General features: G+C 65.3%; 18 protein-coding genes. 9 read left to right on the plus strand and 9 right to left on the minus strand.

The features are described 5' to 3' along the window. Positions 1-59: 59 nt before the first annotated feature. The 5 genes from gshB to P0645_RS00855 all read left to right on the plus strand — a co-directional run bounded on the left by gshB (position 60) and on the right by P0645_RS00855 (position 6,651). Positions 60-1,004 carry a glutathione synthase gene (gene gshB / locus P0645_RS00835; protein ID WP_284162653.1) on the plus strand — a complete coding sequence of 315 codons (945 nt, stop codon included), beginning with the start codon at positions 60-62 and terminating at the stop codon, positions 1,002-1,004. Continuing rightward, positions 1,001-1,900, plus strand: coding sequence for an alpha/beta hydrolase (locus P0645_RS00840; RefSeq protein WP_284162654.1), 900 nt, complete (start codon positions 1,001-1,003; stop codon positions 1,898-1,900). The genes gshB and P0645_RS00840 overlap by 4 nt, the downstream gene beginning before the upstream one ends. A 135-nt stretch (positions 1,901-2,035) precedes the next feature. Beyond that, entirely contained in the window at positions 2,036-3,835 is a 1,800-nt protein-coding gene (lepA, locus tag P0645_RS00845) for a translation elongation factor 4 (protein ID WP_284162655.1), read from the plus strand. Positions 3,836-3,908: 73 nt separating this feature from the next. After that, the gene (locus P0645_RS00850) at positions 3,909-4,826 is read left to right on the plus strand and encodes a DUF7946 domain-containing protein (protein WP_284162656.1); all 918 of its coding nucleotides are present in this window, start codon (positions 3,909-3,911) and stop codon (positions 4,824-4,826) included. A gap of 1,525 nt (positions 4,827-6,351) precedes the next feature. Next, a complete protein-coding gene (locus P0645_RS00855; RefSeq protein WP_284162657.1) occupies positions 6,352-6,651 on the plus strand; it encodes a hypothetical protein in 300 nt (99 codons plus the stop codon). On the opposite strand, the gene P0645_RS00860 is transcribed toward P0645_RS00855, so the two are convergent. Together P0645_RS00860 and P0645_RS00865 are read right to left on the minus strand one after the other, a co-directional pair. Beyond that, on the minus strand, positions 6,652-6,780 hold the full coding sequence (locus P0645_RS00860; protein ID WP_284162658.1) for an entericidin A/B family lipoprotein: 129 nt from the start codon (positions 6,778-6,780) through the stop codon (positions 6,652-6,654). It abuts the gene before it with no gap. 58 nt (positions 6,781-6,838) lie between these two features. Further along, the gene (locus P0645_RS00865) at positions 6,839-7,603 is read right to left on the minus strand and encodes an alpha/beta fold hydrolase (protein WP_284163354.1); all 765 of its coding nucleotides are present in this window, start codon (positions 7,601-7,603) and stop codon (positions 6,839-6,841) included. A gap of 67 nt (positions 7,604-7,670) precedes the next feature. Here P0645_RS00865 and P0645_RS00870 point away from each other — a divergent pair, with 67 nt between their 5' ends. Continuing rightward, a complete protein-coding gene (locus P0645_RS00870; protein ID WP_284162659.1) occupies positions 7,671-8,039 on the plus strand; it encodes a hypothetical protein in 369 nt (122 codons plus the stop codon). Here the strand turns inward: P0645_RS00870 and P0645_RS00875 are convergent. The 4 genes from P0645_RS00875 to P0645_RS00890 all read right to left on the minus strand — a co-directional run bounded on the left by P0645_RS00875 (position 7,990) and on the right by P0645_RS00890 (position 13,977). Then, positions 7,990-8,853, minus strand: a complete 864-nt coding sequence (locus P0645_RS00875) for a DUF817 domain-containing protein (RefSeq protein ID WP_284162660.1) — start codon at positions 8,851-8,853, stop codon at positions 7,990-7,992. The two genes, P0645_RS00870 and P0645_RS00875, sit on opposite strands and share 50 nt — an antisense overlap. 40 nt (positions 8,854-8,893) lie before the next feature. After that, the gene (locus P0645_RS00880) at positions 8,894-10,942 is read right to left on the minus strand and encodes an oxidoreductase (protein ID WP_284162661.1); all 2,049 of its coding nucleotides are present in this window, start codon (positions 10,940-10,942) and stop codon (positions 8,894-8,896) included. A gap of 198 nt (positions 10,943-11,140) precedes the next feature. Then, positions 11,141-12,427, minus strand: coding sequence for a serine hydroxymethyltransferase (gene glyA, locus P0645_RS00885; RefSeq protein WP_284162662.1), 1,287 nt, complete (start codon positions 12,425-12,427; stop codon positions 11,141-11,143). 125 nt (positions 12,428-12,552) lie between these two features. Then, complete coding sequence (locus P0645_RS00890; protein ID WP_284162663.1) at positions 12,553-13,977, minus strand: multicopper oxidase family protein; 1,425 nt, start codon at positions 13,975-13,977, stop codon at positions 12,553-12,555. A gap of 79 nt (positions 13,978-14,056) precedes the next feature. Between P0645_RS00890 and P0645_RS00895 the strand changes: the two genes are divergently transcribed. After that, a complete protein-coding gene (locus tag P0645_RS00895; RefSeq protein ID WP_284162664.1) occupies positions 14,057-14,827 on the plus strand; it encodes an NAD kinase in 771 nt (256 codons plus the stop codon). Between the two features lie 9 nt (positions 14,828-14,836). Here the strand turns inward: P0645_RS00895 and P0645_RS00900 are convergent, their stop codons facing one another. The 3 genes from P0645_RS00900 to P0645_RS00910 all read right to left on the minus strand — a co-directional run bounded on the left by P0645_RS00900 (position 14,837) and on the right by P0645_RS00910 (position 20,832). Next, complete coding sequence (locus P0645_RS00900; protein WP_284162665.1) at positions 14,837-16,252, minus strand: sigma-54-dependent transcriptional regulator; 1,416 nt, start codon at positions 16,250-16,252, stop codon at positions 14,837-14,839. 178 nt (positions 16,253-16,430) lie between these two features. Continuing rightward, complete coding sequence (prpE, locus tag P0645_RS00905) at positions 16,431-18,335, minus strand: propionate-CoA ligase PrpE (RefSeq protein WP_284162667.1); 1,905 nt, start codon at positions 18,333-18,335, stop codon at positions 16,431-16,433. A 217-nt stretch (positions 18,336-18,552) separates the two neighbouring features. Continuing rightward, entirely contained in the window at positions 18,553-20,832 is a 2,280-nt protein-coding gene (locus P0645_RS00910) for an NADP-dependent malic enzyme (RefSeq protein ID WP_284162668.1), read from the minus strand. Positions 20,833-20,983: 151 nt separating this feature from the next. Here P0645_RS00910 and P0645_RS00915 point away from each other — a divergent pair, with 151 nt between their 5' ends. Both P0645_RS00915 and P0645_RS00920 read left to right on the plus strand, forming a co-directional pair. Next, the gene (locus P0645_RS00915; RefSeq protein ID WP_284162669.1) at positions 20,984-22,066 is read left to right on the plus strand and encodes a cupin; all 1,083 of its coding nucleotides are present in this window, start codon (positions 20,984-20,986) and stop codon (positions 22,064-22,066) included. Between the two features lie 134 nt (positions 22,067-22,200). Next, positions 22,201-22,602 carry a cytidine deaminase gene (locus P0645_RS00920; protein ID WP_284162670.1) on the plus strand — a complete coding sequence of 134 codons (402 nt, stop codon included), beginning with the start codon at positions 22,201-22,203 and terminating at the stop codon, positions 22,600-22,602. Position 22,603: the final 1 nt, after the last annotated feature.

Below are 22,603 nucleotides of genomic sequence, written 5' to 3' on the forward strand. Positions count from 1 at the left end.
CCATTGCATCCGCCCGCCCGCTCGGCCATCACTGGCCCGACAGTGAAAGGACACGCGCCATGAAGCTCAAGGTCGCCCTGCAGATGGACCCGATCGAGCGGGTCAATATCGACGCCGATTCGACCTTCCGGATCGCCCTGGAGGCCCAGGCGCGCGGCCATGAGCTCTTCTACTACACGCCCGACCGGCTCTCCTACCGCGAGGGCCGGGTGCTCGCGCGCGGCTGGCCGCTGACCGTCCGGCGCGAGAAGGGCAACCATTTCACCCTCGGGCCGGAAACCGAAATCGACCTCGCCGACTGGGACGTGGTCTGGCTGCGTCAGGACCCGCCCTTCGACATGGGCTATATCACCACGACCCATATCCTCGACATGATCCACCCCAAGACCTTGGTGGTGAATGATCCGTTCTGGGTGCGCAATTACCCCGAGAAGCTTCTGGTCCTGACCTTCCCGCATCTGACGCCGCCCACGCTCATCGCCCGCGACCTCGCGACGATCCGCGCCTTCAAGCATGCCCATGGCGACATCATCCTCAAACCGCTCTACGGCAACGGCGGGGCAGGGGTGTTCCGCCTCGACCCCAACGACCGCAACCTCGCCTCGCTGCACGAGCTGTTCACCGGCATCAACCGCGAGCCGCTGATCGCGCAGAAATACGTCCCCGCCGTGGTCAAGGGCGACAAGCGCATCATCCTCGTCGATGGCGAGCCTGTGGGGGCGATCAACCGGGTGCCCGCCGAGGGCGAGACGCGCTCGAACATGCATGTGGGCGGGCGGCCCGAGAAAGTGGGTCTCACCGACCGCGACCGCGAGATATGCGCCGCCATCGGCCCCACCCTGCGCGAAAAGGGCCAGATCTTCGTCGGCATCGACGTGATCGGCGACTGGCTGACCGAAATCAACGTGACCTCGCCCACCGGCATCCAGGAACTGGAACGGTTCGACGGCACCAATGCGGCGGCGAATATCTGGCAAGCCATCGAGGCGAAGCGCCGGGCATGAGCCTCAGGCTGCGCCTCGCGACCCTCGGGGCGCGCTGGTTCGTGCGGCCCTGGCTGTCATCGACGGCGACGCCCGCGCGGGCGCGGCGCGACTTGGAGGTCTTCTCGCTTCTGATACCCGTGCCGCGCAAAACGCTTGTCCACATCGAGACCGGGGCGCGCCCCGTTCATCGCATCGCCGCGGGTGCTGTCAGAGAGCGGCCCGTCATCCTCTATTTCCACGGCGGCGCCTATGTTGCGGGCAGTCCGCGGAGCCATCGGTCGTTGCTGGCGCGACTGTCCGCCCTGACCGGGCTTGAGGTTGTGGCCCCTGCCTACCGGCTGGCCCCGGAACACCCGGCTCCTGCGGCCTTCGAGGATGCGCGGGCCGCCCACGAGAATTTGCTGCGCGAGGGGTTGCGACCGGACGAGATCGTTCTGGCCGGGGACAGCGCCGGGGGCGGTCTGGCGCTGGCGCTCTTGGCGCACCTCTGCGCGGAGAATCTGCGGCCCGCCGGGCTGGTGGCCTTCTCGCCTTGGGCCGATCTGACGATGAGCGGAGCTTCGCTTCGCGAGAACGCGGGGCGCGACCCGCTCATCCCGGCGGCGCGCATGGAGGATACGGCGAGGCTGGTCGCGGGTGGTCTGTCCCGCGCCGATCCACGGCTCTCGCCGCTCTTTGCAGATGTCCATCGCCCGCCGCCGGTCCATCTGCAGGTCGGATCCAGCGAAGTTCTGCGCGACGATGCGCGTCGCATGGCGGACCGGCTGCGGGTTGCGGGCGGGACGGTCCGATTGACCGAATGGGCCGGTGCGCCCCATTGTTTCCAGTTTCTCAGCCCGTTCGTTCCCGAGGCACAAGCCGCATTGCAGGACGCTGCCGATTTCATCGCCAGACTGTCTTCGGACGTCGCGTGACCCGACGCTTGCCCCGTGCCACGCGGCGCGCGGGCAGCCCGAACCGCCGGGGTGGGGGCGGGCACCGAGTATCGGAGAATGCGCTGACTTGTGACCCCCTTCCCGCCCTTCTCCAGAACGGCTATACGGCCCGCCATGACCGAGCTTTCTCAGATCCGCAATTTCTCCATCGTGGCCCATATCGACCACGGCAAATCCACCCTTGCCGACCGGCTCATCCAGTCGACCGGAACGGTGGCCGACCGTGACATGAAGGCCCAGCTTCTCGACTCGATGGATATCGAGCGTGAGCGCGGCATCACGATCAAGGCCAACACCGTCCGCATCGACTACAAGGCCAAGGACGGCAAGGCTTACGTCCTGAACCTCATCGACACGCCCGGCCATGTCGACTTCGGCTATGAAGTCTCCCGCTCCATGCGCGCGGTCGAAGGCTCGCTCCTCGTCGTCGACGCCTCGCAAGGGGTCGAGGCGCAGACGCTCGCCAACGTCTACCAGGCAATTGATGCCAACCACGAGATCGTCCCGGTCCTGAACAAGATCGACCTTCCGGCGGCCGAACCCGAACAGGTCAAGGCCCAGATCGAGGATGTGATCGGCCTCGACGCCTCGGACGCCATCCCGATTTCCGCGAAATCCGGCCTCGGCATCCCCGACGTCCTCGAAGCCATCGTCACCCGCCTGCCCGCCCCCAAGGGCGACCGCAACGCGCCGCTGAAGGCCATGCTCGTCGACAGCTGGTATGACGCCTACCTCGGCGTCGTCGTCATGATCCGCGTCATGGACGGGGTGATCCGCAAGGGCGACCGGATCAAGATGATGCAGACGGGCGCGCTTTACGGCGTCGACAAGCTCGCGGTCCTCCGCCCCCGGATGGTCGACATCGCCGAACTGGGGCCGGGAGAGATCGGCGTCTTCACCGCCTCGATCAAGCAGGTCCGCGACACCCGCGTCGGCGACACGATCACCCACGAACGCAAACCCTGCGCCGCCGCCCTCCCGGGCTTCAAACCCTCGCAGCCCGTGGTCTTCTGCGGCCTCTTCCCCGTCGACGCCAACGATTTCGAGGCACTCCGCGACGCGATCGAGAAACTCGCCCTTAACGACGCCTCCTTCTCGACCGAGATGGAAACCTCCGCCGCCCTCGGCTTCGGCTTCCGCATGGGCTTCCTCGGCCTTCTCCATCTGGAAGTCGTCCGCGACCGGCTGGAACGCGAATATGACCTCGACCTGATCACCACCGCGCCTTCGGTCGTCTTCCACCTGCACATGAAGGACGGCGAGGTGCGCGAGCTGCACAACCCCGCCGACATGCCCGACCTGACCTACGTCGACCATATCGAGGAGCCACGCATCAAGGCCACGATCATGGTCCCCGACGATTACCTCGGCGACGTCCTCAAACTCTGCCAGGACCGCCGCGGCATCCAGATGGACCTGACCTATGCCGGCAACCGCGCCATGGTCGTCTATGACCTGCCGCTCGCCGAGGTCGTCTTCGACTTCTACGACCGGCTGAAATCGGTGACCAAGGGCTATGCGAGCTTCGACTATCAGATGATGGGCTACCGCGAGGATTGGCTCGTGAAGATGTCGATCCTCGTGAACGACGAACCGGTCGACGCGCTTTCGATCATGGTCCACCGCGACCGGGCCGAGGCGCGAGGCCGGGTGATGGTGGAAAAGCTGAAAGAGCTGATCCCCCGCCACATGTTCAAGATCCCGATCCAGGCGGCCATCGGCGGCCGGGTGATCGCGAGGGAGACCCTGTCGGCGATGCGCAAGGACGTGACCGCCAAGTGCTACGGCGGGGATGCCACGCGCAAGCGCAAGCTTCTCGACAAGCAGAAGGCCGGCAAGAAGAAGATGCGGCAGTTCGGCAAGGTGGAGATTCCGCAGGAAGCGTTTATCAATGCGTTGAAGATGGATGGGTGAGTAACTTTTTGCTTTCAAACATCTTGTGGTTGTGATTCTTTCGAGTCAAAGGACCCGACTCGGAGATGATGCAGTGGACCAGCAGCTCGTTTTCAAACTAGACGGCGGGATGGCGTCGGACGGCGAAGTTCCTGCATTTGCGTCGCTAGAAAGCGTTCACGGTTTTTCGCAAGCGATAATGATGATCTTGCACTTCTCCGAGACGGGTGAGATTCGCAGGCGAGGCTTTAAAGAGTTAGATACTGACCTTCGCTTGGTCGCTACAAAAGACGGGTCGTTCGATTTCCTATTTGAATTTAAGGATGTTGTTCCAGTTTTTGTCGAGGCTTATGGCAAGGGGCTGGCAAACGCATCTTGGGAATTAATTCGGACTGTTTTTTCTAGAGCGATTGGTGCTGCGGGTTCTCCTGAAATCGAAGCTGTCGAGGAAGAGGGAGCACTCAATACTGGCGACTTGGGCGCGCTCGTGCAGGCCGCGGAGCCGGCAATTCGAAAGGCTCATTCTGTCATTAACAATGGCTCAAGCAACATTAACATATTCATAAATGGCGACGGCAATAGAATAATTCTTGATTCCAGATCCAAAGAATATATGCACGAGAACATTTTTAACGATGAAACCCGTTCACAGAGGTTTCTTGTCACAAGTTTTGATGGCCGAAACAGAACTGGTCGCCTTTTCGATCTTGAGGCCGAGCAGGCATTTACCTTTGATCTAACGCAGGAAGCGGACCGGGCATCTCTTACTGTCATCGTTGACGCCGCTCGAGCTTACGCGCTTAGAGAGAAAGGGAAGTTCGACGAGTTGATGGAAGTGGTTTGTGCATTTACTTCCATTGACGCCGCCGACGGTAGGACCAAGAGACTCAAGGTGTACGCCGCTGCTCGCGACTTTGATACGTTGGAGGCGGGTGAGTTCATTCCCGTTGTGAAAGCCGCCCCACGAGCGATTGGTGGCGACGACGATCTCATCGAACGCGATGACAGTTAAGCGCGTTTGCAAGCGGGCCGTAGCGAGCTACGTCCCGTAGGGTGCGTGCTCGCACGCACCATTTCATCTCGCCATTGGTGCGTGAAATCACGCACCCTACCCAATTCCATCCCCCAAAGCGCGGGGCCATCGCCCCGCGCGTTCGCGACCGGCCGCCGCCGTCCCGGCCGTGCGCCCCGAGCACGGCCGGCCCCTCCCGGCCGCGCCACGGGCGCGGCGTTCTTCGGGGAAACGTGCCACTGGCACGTTTCTTATCCCTCATCACCCCCCCGGGCGGCGGGGGCTTCGCCCCCACCGGGGCGGGCGCCGTCCGTGCCCCAGCGTCCGGCTCATCCCTCTTCCCCGCCCGCGCGACGCGCGCGGGCGTTCGGCGGGGGAAGCGTCCACTGGACGCTTCCTTGATCCCGCCTCACCCCTTGGCGCTTCGTTGCCTCAGCGCCAATCGGACCGGGCATTCGGGGGCTTACGCCGCGCCACTGGCGCGACGGTCCCCCTCATATGCCACTGGCACGTTTCCTGCCGGTCCTCTGACCCCGCCCCACGCCCGGCCGCCGGGTGCTTCCCTCCCCCCTCGTGGGGGAGGGAGAGGGTGGGGGGCTCCCACATGGCACCCGCGCCCCGGACCTGCTCCGGGGCCTCGGCTCCCTCCCGCACCGAGGTCCCGGGTCAAGCCCGGGACGCGCTGTCTCTGCGCCCCACCTTCACATCCCCCCGCAACCCGGCCCAAACGCTGATCAAATCGACTTCCCCACAGGATATCCACAAGGAAAATCAAATATTTATCCCCCGAAAACTTGCGCCGCACCCCGATTTTCCCTTGCGCGACTCACCCCTGCCGTCCCACCCTTTCCTTACCGCAACGGATCGCAAGATGACCGGGCGGGCGCAACGGCCTCCGGGCGGCTGCGGGCGGGACGGTCGGGTGCAAGCCCGGGTCGGACCAACCGAAAGCGAACGGACGAGCGCGGATGCAAAGGGTCTCACGACCTGAAGGATCGGCGGGGAAACGGGCGGAGCGGCTGCGGACGGTTTTCGGACCGGACGTGGCAGGGGTTCTCACGAATCCCGGATGCGGGAAATCCGGCAACGGACGTACCCATCAGGAAGGCGTCAGGGGGGTCGCAAGACCCGTGCAAGGACCGCGTCCGAGCACCTGGCGCCTTTTCTGATTCCCCCCCTCGTAAAAAAGAAACGGGACCCGTCATTGCTGGGGGTCCCGTTCCCGTCAGGGTTACTTTCCGCGTCCGTAGCACCTGTGCCTGATCCATAACGCGGATCGGTCTCGCGATCAACCAGATCATGCGGGGCAGCGGGCGCCGCATCCCATATCTTCGCGGGCCCACCATGGATTGTGGCCCCGCCGCAACGCGCCTCGACTACCGGGGATGCGTGCCTTACCCGTTCCTTGCCGCACCGCGCGATCCTGTCGGGACGGATGCCATACGCTTGCAGGACGCGTGTGGGACGCGTGCTGGCCCCCGGTCTTCTTAAGGCTTCGTTAACCAGGAGCCGTCACTCTGGCGCCATGCGTGGTCTGATCCTGCCCCTTTTCCTTGCCGCCTGCGGCGCCTCCCCGGCCCCGCAATTCTTCGGTGCCACCCGGCATGAGGTGACGAAGGGCGGGATAGATTTCGTTATCTTTCAAAAGGATAGCTATGCAGAGGTCGTGCGCCTTGGCTATCTGACCCGCGCCGAGCGCGCGCCGGTGCCGCAGTTGATGGAAGAGGTGGTCGAGCAGGCGACGGGCTGCCGCGTCGTCCCCGGTTCCATGGTCACCGGCCTGCCGGGCGACACCGGCGAGGCGAAGTTCCGCCTGAGCTGCTGATCAAGGCGTCGTCGACGCCTCCGCCTCGATCGCGGCCCCCGCGCTCTGCAGGTCGCGACCGGCCCCCTTGACGGTTTCGCAGGCGGACAGCGCCAGAAGTGAAAGGATAATCAAGGTATTACGGATCATGACGCCTCTCCGGACAGTCCTGTTGCCTGCCGAGCCTAGCAAACCGGTTGGCGGATGCTCAAGACAGAAAAGTGCGCAAGGCCGCCTCGAACTCCCGTGGTTTCTCGGCATGCAGCCAATGCCCGGCGCCCGGAATTTTCGCCATCACCGCCTTGGGAAAATAGCCCTTAATCCTTTCGCGGTAATCTGCCGTCACATAATCGGACAAAGCCCCGGAAAGGAACAGAACCGGCCCTTCGTAAACCCCGTCAACCTCTTCCGGCCAGCCGGTGATCTTGTCCATCTCGACATCAAGGACCGACAGGTTCAACCTCCAGCGTGGCGGTTCTGCTTTGAGATCAAGGGATTGCAGCAGAAATGCCCGCGTCCCCGGATCGGTTACGGAAGTCTGAAGCCGCCGGTCGGCCTCGCTGCGCGCGCTTAACCCGTTAACGTCGAGATCGCGCATCGCATGGACGAGATGCCGGTTCGAATGGCCGTAAGCCACCGGCGCGATATCGGCAACGACCAGCCGGTTCACCAGATCGGGCCGCGTCAGCGCCAGCACCATCGCGGCCTTGCCCCCCATGGAATGGCCGACGACATCCATGGGAAATCCTTCGCTTTCGATGACTTCGGCAAGGTCGGCCGCCATGTCATGATAGCTCTGCGTCTCTGCACGGAAGCTTTCGCCATGATTGCGCTGGTCGACCGCCAATACCCGCCGGTCCGATGCCATCCGCTTCTGGATCGCGCCCCAGTTCCGCGCCGAGCCGAAAAGCCCGTGCACGATCAACAGGGCCTGAAAGGCGCCATCGTTTCCAGCCTCGATCCGGTTCAGCATCGCCGACAATCCCCCCTTCCCCCTGCCGGGGATTCGGTCTTAACCTGCCTTTCCGGGGGTAAACGACATGTCGATCTCAGTCCAGCAGATGGCCGACCGCGTGGCCGAACTGATGGAAGCGCGGCTCAGGGTGAAGGGCGAGGGGCTGCCCGCCAAGCTCCGCCGTGGCGGGCGGCATCTGCCGCGCAAGGTTCTGCACGCGGCCGAGGCGCTGGCCCGGCAGGCCCAGATCGCGGCGATCCCGCGCCTCCAGATGCAGGTCGATCCGGAAGAGGCGGCCGAAGCCTATGACGCCTGCGTGCGCTACCTTAAGCCGCTGGGCGCCGGCGCGCGCCGCCGGGCAATGCTTTGGCAGGTGACGACCGCGATCGCGACGGGCCTTTTCGTCACGCTTGTGGCGCTGGCCGCGGTTCTGGCCTGGCGCGGCTTTCTTTGAGCGGCTCGCGCACCACCAGCGTCACGGTCACGAAGCTGACGTAGAGCAGAAGATACCACGACCCCATCTTGGCAAGGCTCACCATCTGGCCCGCATGCTGGCCGCCATAAAGCCAGGTGCCGGTCTGCGTGCCGATATTCTCGGCCAGCCACAGGAAGCCGCTGGTCAGGAAGGCAGCAAGCGGCAGGGGCATCCAATAGTCATGCTGCGCAATCCGGAACCAGATCCGGGTGCGCGCGTAAAGCAGGACCGTGGCGGCGAAGAGGCCGAGCCGCATGTCCGGCAGGAAATGGTGGGCGAAGAAATTCGTATAGATTGCCAGCGCCAGTGCCACCGTCATCCAGAACGGCGGATAGGGCGCGAAGCGCATGTCGAAGAGGCGGATCACGCGGGCCATGTAGCTGCCGACGGAGGCATACATGAAGCCGGAAAAGAGCGGGACGTTCAGGATCTTGAACAGCCCGGGTTCAGGATAGGCCCACGACCCTGCACCCACCTTGAACCATTCCATCACCGTGCCGGTGAAGTGGAACAAGAGGATGACCCGTGCCTCGGCCCAGGTCTCCAGCCGCGCCCAGAGGAAAAGTGCCTGAACCGCGATCGCGAAGAGAAAAAGCGCGTCATAGCGGTGAATTGGCCAGTCGGCCTGCCATATGGCCTTGGTGATCATAAGGGCCGCCAGCAGCAGTCCGCCGAACAGGCAGGCCCAAGCCTGTTTCAGCCCGAACATCACAAATTCCGCCAGCGCGAAGGGCAGGCGGGCGCGGGCCCAATCGCCGAGCCTGCGCTCGATCCGGTCGGTCGTTTGGTGCATTCAGTTAGTCCCCTAACGCTTCCGGCCTTTTGGCATGTGCTCAGGACACGGTCCAGCCATCCCCTTGTCCGCCGAGGATCACGCGTTCGCGCTTGACCCCCTGTGCTTCCGGGCTCAGGAACTCGCGGGCGAAGCGGTGGCCATCATGGACGGCGTGGGCGATCAGGCCGGGCGCGCGGGCGTCGCCGATGCGGGCGAGCGTGGCGAGCCCTCGGTCCTTCAGCGCCTGCCAGAGGCCATCTTGCGGCTCGCGCGACGTCACGGGGACGAAGGTGCCGCAGGGCAGGCGGCTCGGGCCACCCGAATAGGCGCAGGCAAGGAGCGCCTCACCCGGTGCGAGGCCGGAGACGACATGAGACGTGATGATCTTCACGCCCCGCTCGATCAGCCGGGCCTGCAGGCGGGCCTGTTCGACGGTATAGCTCGTCCAGTCTGCGACCGCGCCGAAGGGCGTGACATAGGTCACCTCATGCCCCTCGCCCGCCAAGAGATCGGCGAGGCCCGCGGCGATGTGATAGCCCTCGTCATCGAAGATCACCACCGGCCCGCCTGACGGCCTTCTGCCGTCGAGCAGCTGGTCGGGTGTGATCGTGCGCGCCTCGGCGAAACTCGGAACCGGCCTTGCATGGCTGCGCCCGCGCCCGTCTGCGCGCCAGAGGCTCCCGGTCGCCACCATCACATGCCGTGCTTCGGTTGCCAGCACATCCTCGACCGACATCGGGCTGGCCGGATAGAGGCTGACGTTGGCCATCTGGCGAAGCTGCGAGACCCGCCAGTCCCGGACCCGCGCCCATTCCGCTAGGCCCGGCAGGCGCGCCTCGCGGCTGACCCGTCCGCCCGGCTCGTCCGACGCCTCGGCCAGCAGGACCGTCGCCCCGCGCCGCCCGAGCGTCAGCGCCGCCTCGAGGCCCGCGGGGCCCGCGCCGACGATCAGCACCGGTTCCTCGGACCGTTTCAGCGCGGGCACGCGTTCGGGGTGCCAGCCGCGCCGCCATTCCTCGCCCATCGTCGGGTTCTGGGTGCAGCGGATCGGGGCGCCGAGGCCATCGTGCGCGTAGCAGATATTGCAGCCGATACATTCGCGGATGTCTTCAAGCCGCCCCTCGCGGATCTTTGCGGGCAGAAAGGGATCGGCGATCGAGGGGCGGGCGGCTCCGATGAAATCCAGAACCCCGCGCCGGACCTGGCCGAGCATCGTGTCGGGGCTGGTGAAGCGGCCGACAGCCACCACCGGCTTTCCCGTCGCGGCGCGGACATGGGCGACATGATCCTCCAGCGCCGCTTCCCTGACGAAGCGGGATGGCCCCATTTCGGTGCCGTAATCGGGGATCGTCACGTCGAAGACATCGACGAAGGGGGCAAGATCGGCCAGCAGGCGTGCGCGTTCCTCGGCGCCGGTGCCATCCTCATCCGTCACCTCGATGCGGATCGCGACCGCGCAGCGGTCGCCGACGGCGTCACGCGTTTCCTCGACCAGTTCCCGCACCAGCCGGGACCGGGCGGCGAAGTCTCCACCATAGTCGTCAGCACGCGGATTGGTGGAAGGATCAAGGAACTGGGTCAGCAGGTAGGTATGCGCGGCGTAGACGTAGACGACGTCGAAATCCGCCGCCTTCGCCCGGATCGCCGCCGCCCGGTGCCAGTCGCGCAAGGCCTTGATATCCTGCCGGTCCATGCGCTGGCTTTGCCAGGGCACGGTTTCGGCCAGCATGCTTTCGGGTCCCAAAGGCGCCTCGCGGGAAAGCACATTGCCCGACCGCCAGCCGCCGTGCCACAGCTCCACGCCTGCAAGCGCGCCATGTTCGTGAACCGCCCCGGTCATCGCCGCCATGTTGGCGATGTCGCCCGCGTCCCAAAGCGAAGCATAGGGCGCGGGCGTGTCGTCGGAACTGGGATGGATCGAGCAATATTCCGTGTTCACCACCCCCCAGCGGCCCTCGGCCTTCACGGCCCGCATGGCGGCGAGCGTGGCGGGCAGCGCGAACCCCATGCCGGTGCAATGCGGCACCTGCCAGAAGCGGTTCGGGGCGATGACGGGGCCGATCTTCACCGGCTCGAACAGGATATCGAAACGCGGATCGCGGGGCATGAGGCTCTCCTTGCGCCGCGATTTTGGACGGGCGGTCAAAATCCTGTCAAGGCAGTTGCAGCGGGTGCCGGAGCCGGTGTGCAGTCGGCGCCGGAAACTTTCAAAGTTTCCGGCACGATTTCTTTCAAGAAATCGTCGCCCCACCCAAACGAAAAGACCCCCCGCCGCGCGGGGGCCTTTTGCCTGATCAGGTCCCGCTCACAGCGTCGGGTACATCGGGAACTTGGCGCAGAGCGTCGCGACCTCGCCCTTGACCTTGGCTTCGACCGCCGCATTGCCTTCCTCGCCGTTCGCGGCAAGGCCATCGACGACCTCGACGATCCAGCGGGCGATCTGGCGGAACTCGGCCTCGCCGAAGCCGCGCGTGGTGCCTGCGGGCGCGCCGAGGCGGATTCCGCTGGTCACGAAGGGCTTTTCGGGGTCAAACGGCACGCCGTTCTTGTTGCAGGTGATGTGAGCGCGGCCAAGGGCGGCCTCGGTCGCCTTGCCGGTCACCTTCTTGGGGCGAAGGTCCGCAAGGCACAGATGGTTGTCGGTGCCGCCCGAGACGATGTTGATCCCGCCCTTCATCAGCTCGTCGGCCATCGCGGCGGCGTTCTTCTTCACCTGCGCGGCATAGGCCTTGAACTCGGGCCGCAGCGCCTCGCCGAAGGCCACGGCCTTGGCCGCGATCACATGCATCAGCGGACCGCCCTGAAGCCCTGGGAAGACGGCCGAATTGATCTTCTTAGCGATCTCTTCGTCATTGCACAGGATCATGCCGCCACGGGGGCCGCGCAGCGATTTGTGCGTCGTCGTGGTGCAGACATGGGCATGCGGCAAGGGCGAGGCATGGACGCCACCGGCAACGAGGCCCGCGATATGGGCCATGTCGACATGCAGGTAGGCGCCGATCTCGTCGGCGATGGCGCGGAACGCTGCCCAATCCCATTCGCGGCTGTAGGCGGTGCCACCCGCGATGATCAGCTTCGGCCGGTGCTCCAGCGCCTTGGCGCGGACGTCTTCCATATCCAGCCGTTGGTCCTGCTGGCGCACGCCGTAGGAGACGACGTTGAACCATTTGCCCGACATGTTGACGGGCGAGCCGTGGGTCAGGTGACCGCCGGAATTGAGGTCAAGGCCCATGAACGTGTCGCCGGGCTTCAGAAGTGCCAGGAACACCGCCTGGTTCATCTGGCTGCCGGAGTTCGGCTGCACGTTGGCGAACTTGCAATCGAACAGCTGCTTCGCCCGTTCGATCGCCAGCGTCTCGGCGACGTCGACATACTGGCAGCCGCCGTAATAGCGCTTGCCCGGGTAGCCCTCGGCATATTTGTTGGTCATCACCGAGCCCTGGGCTTCCAGCACCGCGAGCGACACGATGTTTTCCGAAGCGATCAGCTCGATCTCGTCGCGCTGGCGACCAAGCTCTGACGTGATCGATCCCCAAAGCTCGGGGTCGCTCGACGCAAGATGCTCGGTGAAAAAGCCTTTCTGGGCGGTCATTCTGGTCTCCTCGCGGTCCGGTTCGGGCGGGTTGTAGCCGAGCTTCCCCGCCCGAGGAAGGCGAATTCCGACCTTCCCGCATCACGGGGCGAACGTTACCGCTACCCTTTGCGGCCAGGCGGCGCTCAGACCACGGTGAACTGCTTCATCATGCCCTGATCCTCGTGCTCGAGGATATGGCAATGCATCATGTAGGGGCTGACCGGATCGGCATAGTCGGTGAACTCCATCCGCAGTTCTACCCTTTCGCCGGGCTGGGTCAGGACCACGTCCTTCAACCCCGCCTCGCGCGGCGCAGGCGGCTGGCCATTGCGCGAGACGATGCGGAATTGCACGTCATGGACATGCATCGGATGCAGCATCTGCGATCTGTTCTCGAACACCCAGGTCTCGACCGCGCCAAGGGGGACGGTGAAGTCGATGCGGTCATGGTCATAGGGAGTGCCGTCGATGACTGGCGTGCCCATCAGTCCCTCGCCGGTCATGCCCAGCGTGAAGGTCCGCGCGGCGCCGGTGGCATCCGGGACGGGCGGCAAAACCGCCAGCCGGTCGGGCAGGGCGGGCGGCGCGGGCCGCGCGCGATCGGGGCGGATCTCGATCACGTCGCGCACGCCATTCGATCCGGCAAAGGGCGCCTCGGCGCCATAGACCTCGGCGCGCAGCATCAGGGGCGCGCCCGCGCTCAGATCGACCAGCAGTTCCACCCGCTCGCCCGGCGCGACGAGTGCCTCGGTCAGCATGACCGGGGCTTCGAGGAGCCCGCCGTCGGAGGCGATCTGCACGAAAGGCACATCCCCCGCGACATGCAGCCGGTAGATCGAGCCATTGGCGCCGTTCAGGATCCGCAGCCGGGCGAGCGGCGCGGCGACGGGCAGGTACGCGCCCACCTGGCCGTTCACCAGCATCACGTCACCGACCTTGCCTGCCATCAGGTCGTGCATGTCGGGGGCGTAGGTCATGGCGCCGTCCGCGCCGAAACGCCGGTCCTGCAGGACCAGCGTGAAGTCATCCTCGCCATGCATGCGGGGCAGCGGCAGTGCCCCCTCCTCCTCATCCTCGACCCGGATCACGCCCGCGAGCCCCGACCAGACCTGCGCCGCCGTCCGGCCATGCCGGTGCGAATGGAACCAGAAGGTCCCGGCCTTCTGCTTCAGCGGAAATTCGGCCGTCCAGCTGTCGCCGGGCGCGATCGGCTGGTGCGGTCCGCCATCCATGGCGGCCGGCAGATGCAGCCCGTGCCAGTGCAGCGTCGATGCCTCTTCGAGCCCGTTCTCGACACGCAGCGATAGCGCTTCGCCCGCCCGCGCCCGCAGGATCGGCCCGAGGTAGGCGCCATTTATCCCGTTGGTTTGCGTCGCCAGCCCCGCCAGAAACTCTGTCTCGCCCGTCAACAGGCGCAGATCGAAGGCGCGTCCGCCCGCCGTCACCGTCCCCTCCTCGATCGCGGGCAGGGCCAGCGCCCGCCCCTCCGACGCGAATGCAGGCCGCAGCCGCAGAAGCGCGGGGCTGGCCAGAAGACCGGTCAGGAAGGCGCGGCGGCTGGATGTCATCGGTCGGTCCTGTCGAATGCGGGGTTGCACAGATGTCCGCAACGGTGATCAATGCCGATGTGGAAGCGGAGCGGAAGATGTGAAGAGGTCGCAGCGTATCACTTTTCTGGCAAGCGAGGCCGAGGCCGCGCGCGAGGCGCTGGCACGGCTGAGCGCGCGCTATGGGTCGGTCGCGTTCGAGGAAGCGGATGTGATCGTGGCCCTTGGTGGCGACGGGTTCATGCTGCAGACCCTGCACGCGACCGAGGCGCGCGACCTGCCGGTCTATGGCATGAACTGCGGCACCATCGGCTTTCTCATGAACGAATATGCCGAAGACGCGCTCTTGCAGCGGCTGGCGGCAGCCGAGGAAACCGAGATCGCGCCTTTGCGCATGCGGGTCGTCGATGCCGATGGCGCCATGCACGAGGCGCTGGCGATCAACGAGGTGGCGCTCTTGCGCGCCGGGCCGCAGGCGGCGAAGCTGAGGATCAGCGTCGATGGCCGCGTCAGGATGGACGAGCTGGTCTGCGACGGGGCGCTCCTGTCCACGCCCGCCGGGTCGACTGCCTACAATTATTCTGCCCACGGCCCGATCCTGCCGATCGGGTCCGACGTGCTGGCGCTGACCGCAATGGCGGCCTTCCGGCCAAGGCGCTGGCGCGGCGCCATCCTGCCGAAGGCGGCGGTGGTGCGCTTCGACGTGCTCGAGGCCGCGAAGCGGCCGGTGATGGCGGACGCCGACAGCCGGTCCTCGGTGCGCGATGTGCTCAGCGTCGAGATCAGTTCCGACGCCACGATCCGCCACCGCATCCTTTTCGACCCCGGTCACGGACTGGAAGAACGGCTGACGCGCGAGCAGTTCATCTGAGCGAGGCTGTCAGCGCTCGTCGCTGTCCCTGGCGTCGTCCGCCTTCGCCTGCCAGGCCTCGATCTTGCGGTAAAGCGTCGAAGGGGCCACTTCCAATACCCGCGCCGCACGGGTGATCGAGCCGCCGTGCATGGCGATTGTCGCCTCGATGATCATCCGTTCGGCCTCTGCCAGCGGGCGGCCCAGGATGGCGCCGATCTCGATCTTGCTGGCGGCAGGGCGCGGCGCACCCGCGAGGTTCGGCTTGACCGGCGCCTCGGTCAGTTCCGGGGGCAGCATCGCGGGCGTCACCTCGCGCCCGTCCTGCATCACCACCACCTGACGGATGACGTTCAGAAGCTCGCGCACATTGCCGGGCCAGGCATAGAAGCGGAACAGCGCCGCCGCCTCGTCGCTGAGACTGCGGAAGCGACGGCCTTCTTCCCTCGACATCCGGGCAAGCGCCTGTTCGGCGATCTCGATCACATCCGCGCCGCGATCACGCAGGGGCGGCATATGCAACGGCACGACATGCAGGCGGTAATAGAGGTCCTGCCTGAGCTGCCCCATCCTTATCGCCTGCGCCGGATCGCGGTTGGTGGCGCAGATGATGCGGACATTGACCTTGCGCGGCCGGTTCGAGCCGACCGGCTGGATGGTCGAGGTCTGGACGAATTTCAGAAGCTTCGCCTGAACCGAGGGGTCAAGCTCGCAAATCTCGTCAAGAAAGAGCGTGCCGCCGTCGGCCGCCGCCGCAGCCCCGGTCCGCTCGGCGATGGCGCCGGGGAAAGAGCCCTTCATATGGCCGAAAAGTTCGGATTCCAGCTGATCCGGCGGGATCGTGCCGCAGGACAAGGTGACGAAGGGCTTCGCCGCGCGGCTTGACAGATGGTGGATCGCTTCGGCGCACATCTCCTTGCCGGTGCCGCTTTCCCCGGTGATGAAGACCGGCGCCATCGAGCGGGCAACCGAGCGGATGCGGGCATAGACCTGCGCCATGGCGGCCGACGATCCGACGAAATCGCCGGGCGACGGCGCGGTGCGGTCCGCCGCCTTGGCGGCGGCAGATGCGGTCTCGGCCGCGGCTATGGCATTGTCGACCGCATTGAGCAGTCTCTGCTCGTCGAACGGCCTGACCAGGAAGTCATGCGCTCCTGCCCGCATCGCCTCGACCGCGAGGCTTGTAGAGCCGTTCGCAGTGATGACAATGACCGGGAGCCCCGGTCGCTGCGCCAGAAGATCGGCCGTCAGCTCGATCCCGTCGCGGTCAGGCAGGGCGAGATCGACGATGACGGCCTGCGGGGCGGTATCGAGAAAGAGGGCAAGCCCCGTCTCTGCGGTTCCTGCGGTCGTTACCCGGTATCCCTGTTGGCGCAGGACCGAGGCATAGGTCACCTGCAGCGAGACGGTGTTCTCGATCAGAAGTAGGGTACGGTCAGATGTCATGTCGGCCACTTGCGTGGACCCGAATGCCAGGGGTCAAGGGCGATTCAAGCGAAAGTTGCATAATGCAACGTTTTTACGTGACGAATCGCCCCGCGCCAACTTGTCTGAATCGCCATGACCTTCGGGCAGCAACGAAAGGCAGTGACCTTCGGCCTCTCGTGCGGATAGCCGCCGGTGCCTAGCCGCGCGGATAGCCGAGCGCCTTCAGCGCCTCGGTGATCTCGTCGAGGATGGCCGGATCGTCGATTGTCGCGGGGGTCTTGTAGGCCTCGCCGTCGGCGATCTTCACCATCGTCCCGCGCAGGATCTTGCCCGACCGGGTCTTCGGCAGCCGGTCGACCACGCAGGCGGTCTTGAAGGCCGCGACCGGACCGATCTTCTCGCGTACAAGCCCCACGCATTCCTTCACGATCTCGCCGTGCGGGCGGTTCGTGCCCTTGTTGAGGCAGAGGAACCCCAAGGGCGCCTGGCCCTTCAGATCGTCCGCGACCCCGATCACCGCGCATTCGGCGACATCTTCGTGCGCTGCCAGCACCTCCTCCATCGCGCCGGTCGACAGGCGGTGGCCCGCCACGTTGATGACGTCATCGGTGCGCGCCATGATATAGAGATAGCCGTCCTCGTCGATATAGCCCGCGTCGCCGGTTTCATAATATCCGGGGAAGTGGTCGAGGTAGCTCTTCCTGAACCGTTCATCGGCGTTCCAGAGGGTCGGCAGCGTGCCGGGGGGCAGCGGCAGCTTGACCGCGATGGCACCCAATGTGCCGGGCGCGACCGGATGGCCGCCCTCGTCCAGCACCTGGACGTCGTAGCCGGGCATCGGCACCGAGGGCGAGCCGATCTTGACCGGCAATTCCTCGATCCCGATCGGGTTGGCCGCAATCGCCCAGCCGGTCTCGGTCTGCCACCAATGGTCGATCACCGGTACCTTGAGGTGCCTTTGCGCCCAGAGGATCGTATCGGGGTCGGCGCGTTCGCCTGCAAGGAACAAGGCCCTGAGGCCGGAGATGTCGTAATCCTTGATCAGCTCGCCCTGCGGATCCTCGCGCTTGATGGCGCGGAAAGCGGTGGGGGCGGTGAAGAAGCTTTTCACCCCATGGTCCTGGATCACCCGCCAGAAGGTGCCCGCGTCGGGGGTGCCGACCGGCTTGCCTTCGAAGACGATGGTGGTGCAGCCCGCGATCAAGGGGCCATAGCAGATGTAGCTGTGGCCGACGACCCAGCCGACGTCCGAGGCCGCCCAGAACACATCGCCTGCGCCCACCTTGTAGATATTGCCCATCGTCCAGTTCAGCGCGACGAGGTGGCCTGCGGTCGGACGTACAACGCCCTTCGGCTGGCCGGTGGTACCGGAGGTGTAGAGGATATAGGCCGGATGGTCGCCCGAGACCGGAACGCATTCGGCGGGCTGCACGCCATACTGGAAGGAATGCCAGGCAAAGTCGCGCCCGTCGATCAGCTTCGCCACTTCCTGCTCGCGCTGGAGGATCACGCAGAAGGCAGGCTTGTGGCTGGCCTGGTCGATGGCGGCGTCGAGAAGCGGCTTGTAATGGACCACCCGCCCCGGCTCGAGCCCGCAGGAGGCGGCGATGATCGCCTTGGGCTTGGCATCGTCTATGCGCACGGCCAGTTCGTTCGCGGCAAAGCCGCCGAACACCACCGAATGGATGGCGCCAAGCCGCGCGCAGGCCAGCATCGCCTCCAGCGCCTCGGGCACCATCGGCATGTAGATGATGACCCGGTCGCCCTTCTCGATCCCCTTGGCGCGCAGCGCACCGGCAAGCGTCGCCACCCGGTTCCTGAGTTCCGCATAGGTGATCTTGCGGACCGAGCGGGTGATGGGGCTGTCGTGGATGATGGCAATCCGTTCGCCATGGCCCGCCTCGACATGGCGGTCGACGGCATTCCAGCAGGCGTTGACCTCGGCATCCTTGAACCATTCGTAAAGCGGCGCTTTCTCGGCGCTCAGCGCCTTCGAGGGCGGCCTCACCCAGTCGATGGCGCGGGCGGCGCCCATCCAGAACCCTTCAGGGTCCGTGCGCCAGCCGTCATAGATATCCCGGTAACTCCCCGCCGTCGCCATCTGTCGCCTCCTCCAAAGCTCGGGCGGAGCCTAGGGCAGGGGGCGGGGGCGGATCAATCGCGTTAGCGGTCGCAGGGGGCGTCGGTGTGGTGGTATTTGCAAAAATGGCCGGTCGGATACGGCAAATTTTTGCAAACTCTCCGCATGTGCGCAAAGTCGAGCGTCTGGCGGGGCGGGTTTGCAAATTGTTGCCGCGTCTCTGCAGAATCGCCCTGGCCTAACTGTAAACGGTCACCGGCGTTCCGGCGATGGCCGACATGTTCAGAAGCCCGCGCGCGGTGATCGACGGCGTGACGATATGCGCCCTGTTGCCCATGCCCATCAGGATCGGCCCGACCTCGAGCCCGCCCGCCCGCATCTTCAGGATGTTGCGCGCGGTATTGGCCGCATCGGTGAAGGCGAAGATCAGGATGTTGGCCGCACCCTCGAACCGCCCGTTCGGGAAGATACGCGCCCGAAGTTCTGGGTCGAGCGCGGCATCGACCGACATTTCGCCGTCATGGGCGAAATCGACGCCCTTCGCCGCCAGTATGTCCATCGCGCCGCGGGTGCGGCGGCCGGAATCGGTGTCGAGATTGCCGAAGTTGGAGTGCGAGCAGATCGCGACCTTCGGCGTCACCCCAAAGCGGCGGGCGTGCCGCGCGGCGCCGATGGCGGCGCGGGCGATCTCCTCAGGTGTCGGCACCGCATTCACATGGGTGTCGCCGACGAAGAGGGGTCCATCCTCCTGGATCATAAGGCTGAGCGCGCCATGCGGGCAAAGGCCGCCCCGGCCGAGGATCTGGTTCACATAGTTCAGGTGCCACAGATACTGGCCGAAGGTGCCGCAGATCAGGCTGTCGGCCTCGCCGCGATGAACGGCCACGGCGGCGATGGCGGTGGTATTCGTCCGCATCACGGCGCGCGCGATGTCGGGCGTGACGCCGCGCCGTTCCATCAGCGCGTGATAGGTTTCCCAGTAATCGCGGTAGCGGGGGTCGTTTTCGGGGTTCACGATCTCGAAATCGCGGCCCGGGCGGATCGGCAGGCCCGCGCGTTCGCAGCGCCGCTCGATCACCTCGGGGCGGCCGATCAGGATCGGGCTGTCGGTCATCTCCTCGAGCATCGCATTGGCGCATCTCAGCACGCGCTCATCCTCGCCTTCGGCGAAGATGATGCGCCGTGCCGCCTGACGTGCGGCCTCGAAGACCGGGCGCATGATCAGCGCCGATTTGTAGACTGACCCGTCGAGCTTCTGCTTGTAGGCGGGCAGGTCGGCGATGGGGCGCATCGCGACCCCGGTTTCCATCGCGGCCTTGGCGACCGCGCTTGCCACCACGCCGATCAGGCGGGGATCGAAGGGTTTGGGGATAAGGTAGTCCGGCCCGAAAGTCAGCTTCTCGCCCCGGTAGGCCGCCGCCGCCTCGGCGCTGGTCGTGGCGCGGGCAAGCGCGGCGATACCGTCGATGCAGGCCAGTTCCATCTCGTCGTTGATCGTGGTCGCGCCCACGTCGAGCGCGCCGCGGAAGATGAAGGGGAAGCAGAGGACGTTGTTGACCTGATTGGGAAAATCGCTGCGCCCCGTGGCGATGATCGCGTCCGGCGCCACCGCGCGCACCTCGTCGGGCAGGATTTCCGGTGTGGGATTTGCCAGCGCGAAGACGATCGGGCGTGGCGCCATCTTCTGCACCATTTCCTGCGTCAGCACGCCCGGGCCGGACAGGCCAAGGAACAGGTCCGCGCCCTCGATCACCTGGTCGAGCGTCGCAGTCGCCGTGCCTTGCGCATAGTCTTCCTTCTGCGGCGTCATCTGCTCGCCCCGGCCTTTGAAGACGAGGCCGGCCAGATCGCAGAGCCACACGTTCTCGCGCTTCACACCAAGCTTCAGAAGCATGTTGAGGCAGGCGATCCCGGCCGCACCACCGCCGGTCGAGACGACCTTGATGTCCTCGAACTTCTTGCCCGCCACATGCAGCGCGTTGGTGGCCGCCGCGCCGACGACGATCGCGGTGCCATGCTGGTCGTCATGAAAGACCGGGATGTTCATCCGCTCGCGGCACAGTTTCTCGACGATGAAACAGTCGGGCGCCTTGATGTCTTCGAGGTTGATCGCGCCGAAGGTCGGCTCCAGCGCGCAGACGATATCGGCCAGCTTCTCGGGGTCGGGTTCGTTCAGTTCGATGTCGAAACAGTCGATATTGGCGAATTTCTTGAAAAGGACCGCCTTGCCTTCCATCACTGGCTTCGAGGCGAGCGCGCCGATATTGCCAAGGCCCAGCACGGCGGTGCCGTTCGAGACGACGGCAACCAGATTGCCGCGCGCGGTATAGCGGCTGGCGCTGGCGGGATCGGCCTTGATCTCCAGACAGGCCTCGGCCACGCCGGGGCTGTAGGCGCGGGAAAGGTCACGACCGTTGGCCATCGGTTTGGTCGGGCGGATCTCCAGTTTGCCGGGCTTGGGAAACTCGTGATAATCAAGTGCCGCCTGCCGCGCGCTGTCTTGCCGTGTCTCGTCCAAATCCGCCTCCCGCCTGATTTGTTTAATATTAAACTATTCACAGAGTCGCGCAAGTTCCTCGACTTTCCGACAGATACAATCGCCATACAAGAATTTCCTTGAAAAGTTATTTTGAACTTGAAGAATGCCGTCAGACCCGGAGGAGACAGGGATGAGCGACATGCGCGCCGAAGTGCTTTTGCCGACGACGGCCCTGACGAAGGACCTCGGCTTCTTCACCAGGGACCTCGGCTTCCGGCTCGACATGATCTACCCGGCCGACAATCCGGCGGTTGTCGTCCTCTCCGGCCACGGCCTGCGCCTAAGGCTCGATGCCCATCTCAAGGCCGCGCCCGGACAGATTCGTATCCTGACGGACGATTATCTGACGTTTGCAGAAGGAAAGACCGAGCTGACCTCGCCCGGCGGCACGATCGTCACATTGCACGAACTGAACCCGCCGCTCGTGCTGCCCGCCACCGAACATGCCTTCGTCGTTCGCCGCCTCGCCGACCAGGCGCCCTGGGTGATCGGCCGCGCCGGGATGGCCTACCGCGATCTGGTGCCCACCCGCCTCGGCGGCGCGATCATCGCCAGCCACATCCGCGTGCCCGACGGCAAGGTGCCGGACATGGTGCATTACCACAAGGTGGGCTTCCAGCTCATCTTCTGCGTCAACGGCTGGGTCGATGTGCTTTACGAGGATCAGGGTGGACTGCGTCGCCTGACGCGCGGCGACTGTTTCATCCAGCCGCCGCAGATCCGCCATCGGGTGATGGAGGCGGGCGAGGATATCGAGGTGATCGAGATCGGGGTTCCGGCCGAGCATGTCACCGAGATCGACCATGAGATGACACTGCCCACGCCCCACGACCGCCCCGACCGGGAATGGGACGGCCAGCGTTTCGTCCACAATCTGGCACAGGGCGCCGCCTGGACCGCATTCCGCCAACCCGGCTACATCTGCCGAGACACGACGATCAACGCCAATACCAAGGGCGTCGCGGGCGTGCAGGTGGTGCGCCGGGGCGAGGGCGCGCCCGTGCCCACCCGCCATGACAGCGACATCCTTTTCGGCTTTGTCATGGGCGGCGAAATGACCCTGAAAGGCGAGGGCAAGGAGCCCTACCGCCTCGTCCGCGGCGATGCCTTCGTCACGCCGCCCGGCATGGTGACCGAATGGGCCGATCCGACGGACGATATCGAAATCCTCGAAGTTTCCCTGCCCGGCGCATTTTCCACCACCGCAGCCTGACCTTTTCCTGTCCCTTTCACTTTGGCTCAAATATCCTGCGGGGGTCCGGGGGTGCAAAACCCCCGGTCGCTGCCGTTGCGTTCACGCTAACGGTCGAATAGTCAGACCGGATGGTCAAAAAACGGGAGGCGGGAATGACCGAGGACGAACTGGTCGCGGCGGCGCGTGCCGTGCGTGAAAATGCCCATGCCCCCTACAGCCGCTTCAAGGTCGGCGCGGCGGTGCGCGCGGCGTCCGGCAAGGTCTATCTCGGCTGCAATGTCGAGAATGTCGCCTATCCGGAAGGCACCTGCGCCGAGGCGGGCGCCATCGCCGCCATGGTCGCGGCCGGCGAAAAGCGGCTGACCGAGGTCGCGGTCATCGCCGACAGCCCCGCGCCGGTGCCGCCCTGCGGCGGTTGCCGCCAGAAGCTTGCGGAGTTTGGCGCGGGCGACGTGGCCGTCACCTTGGCCACTACAGATGGTGCCAGACTGGCGACGACCATCGGCGCACTTCTGCCCGGATCGTTCGATGCCAGCCATATGGAAAGGGCCTGAG

The organism is Frigidibacter sp. SD6-1, assembly GCF_030143255.1.
Classification (GTDB): Bacteria; Pseudomonadota; Alphaproteobacteria; order Rhodobacterales; family Rhodobacteraceae; genus TMP-24.

Coding starts and splice junctions, on each gene's coding strand:
- P0645_RS00915 (WP_284162669.1), top strand. CDS start 20,984: ATGAGCGACATGCGCGCCGAAGTGCTTTTGCCGACGACGGCCCTGACG.
- P0645_RS00865 (WP_284163354.1), bottom strand. CDS start 7,603: ATGCTGAACCGGATCGAGGCTGGAAACGATGGCGCCTTTCAGGCCCTG.
- P0645_RS00840 (WP_284162654.1), top strand. CDS start 1,001: ATGAGCCTCAGGCTGCGCCTCGCGACCCTCGGGGCGCGCTGGTTCGTG.
- lepA (WP_284162655.1), top strand. CDS start 2,036: ATGACCGAGCTTTCTCAGATCCGCAATTTCTCCATCGTGGCCCATATC.
- P0645_RS00900 (WP_284162665.1), bottom strand. CDS start 16,252: ATGACATCTGACCGTACCCTACTTCTGATCGAGAACACCGTCTCGCTG.
- P0645_RS00920 (WP_284162670.1), top strand. CDS start 22,201: ATGACCGAGGACGAACTGGTCGCGGCGGCGCGTGCCGTGCGTGAAAAT.
- P0645_RS00875 (WP_284162660.1), bottom strand. CDS start 8,853: ATGCACCAAACGACCGACCGGATCGAGCGCAGGCTCGGCGATTGGGCC.
- gshB (WP_284162653.1), top strand. CDS start 60: ATGAAGCTCAAGGTCGCCCTGCAGATGGACCCGATCGAGCGGGTCAAT.
- prpE (WP_284162667.1), bottom strand. CDS start 18,335: ATGGCGACGGCGGGGAGTTACCGGGATATCTATGACGGCTGGCGCACG.
- P0645_RS00855 (WP_284162657.1), top strand. CDS start 6,352: ATGCGTGGTCTGATCCTGCCCCTTTTCCTTGCCGCCTGCGGCGCCTCC.
- glyA (WP_284162662.1), bottom strand. CDS start 12,427: ATGACCGCCCAGAAAGGCTTTTTCACCGAGCATCTTGCGTCGAGCGAC.
- P0645_RS00860 (WP_284162658.1), bottom strand. CDS start 6,780: ATGATCCGTAATACCTTGATTATCCTTTCACTTCTGGCGCTGTCCGCC.
- P0645_RS00880 (WP_284162661.1), bottom strand. CDS start 10,942: ATGCCCCGCGATCCGCGTTTCGATATCCTGTTCGAGCCGGTGAAGATC.
- P0645_RS00890 (WP_284162663.1), bottom strand. CDS start 13,977: ATGACATCCAGCCGCCGCGCCTTCCTGACCGGTCTTCTGGCCAGCCCC.
- P0645_RS00870 (WP_284162659.1), top strand. CDS start 7,671: ATGTCGATCTCAGTCCAGCAGATGGCCGACCGCGTGGCCGAACTGATG.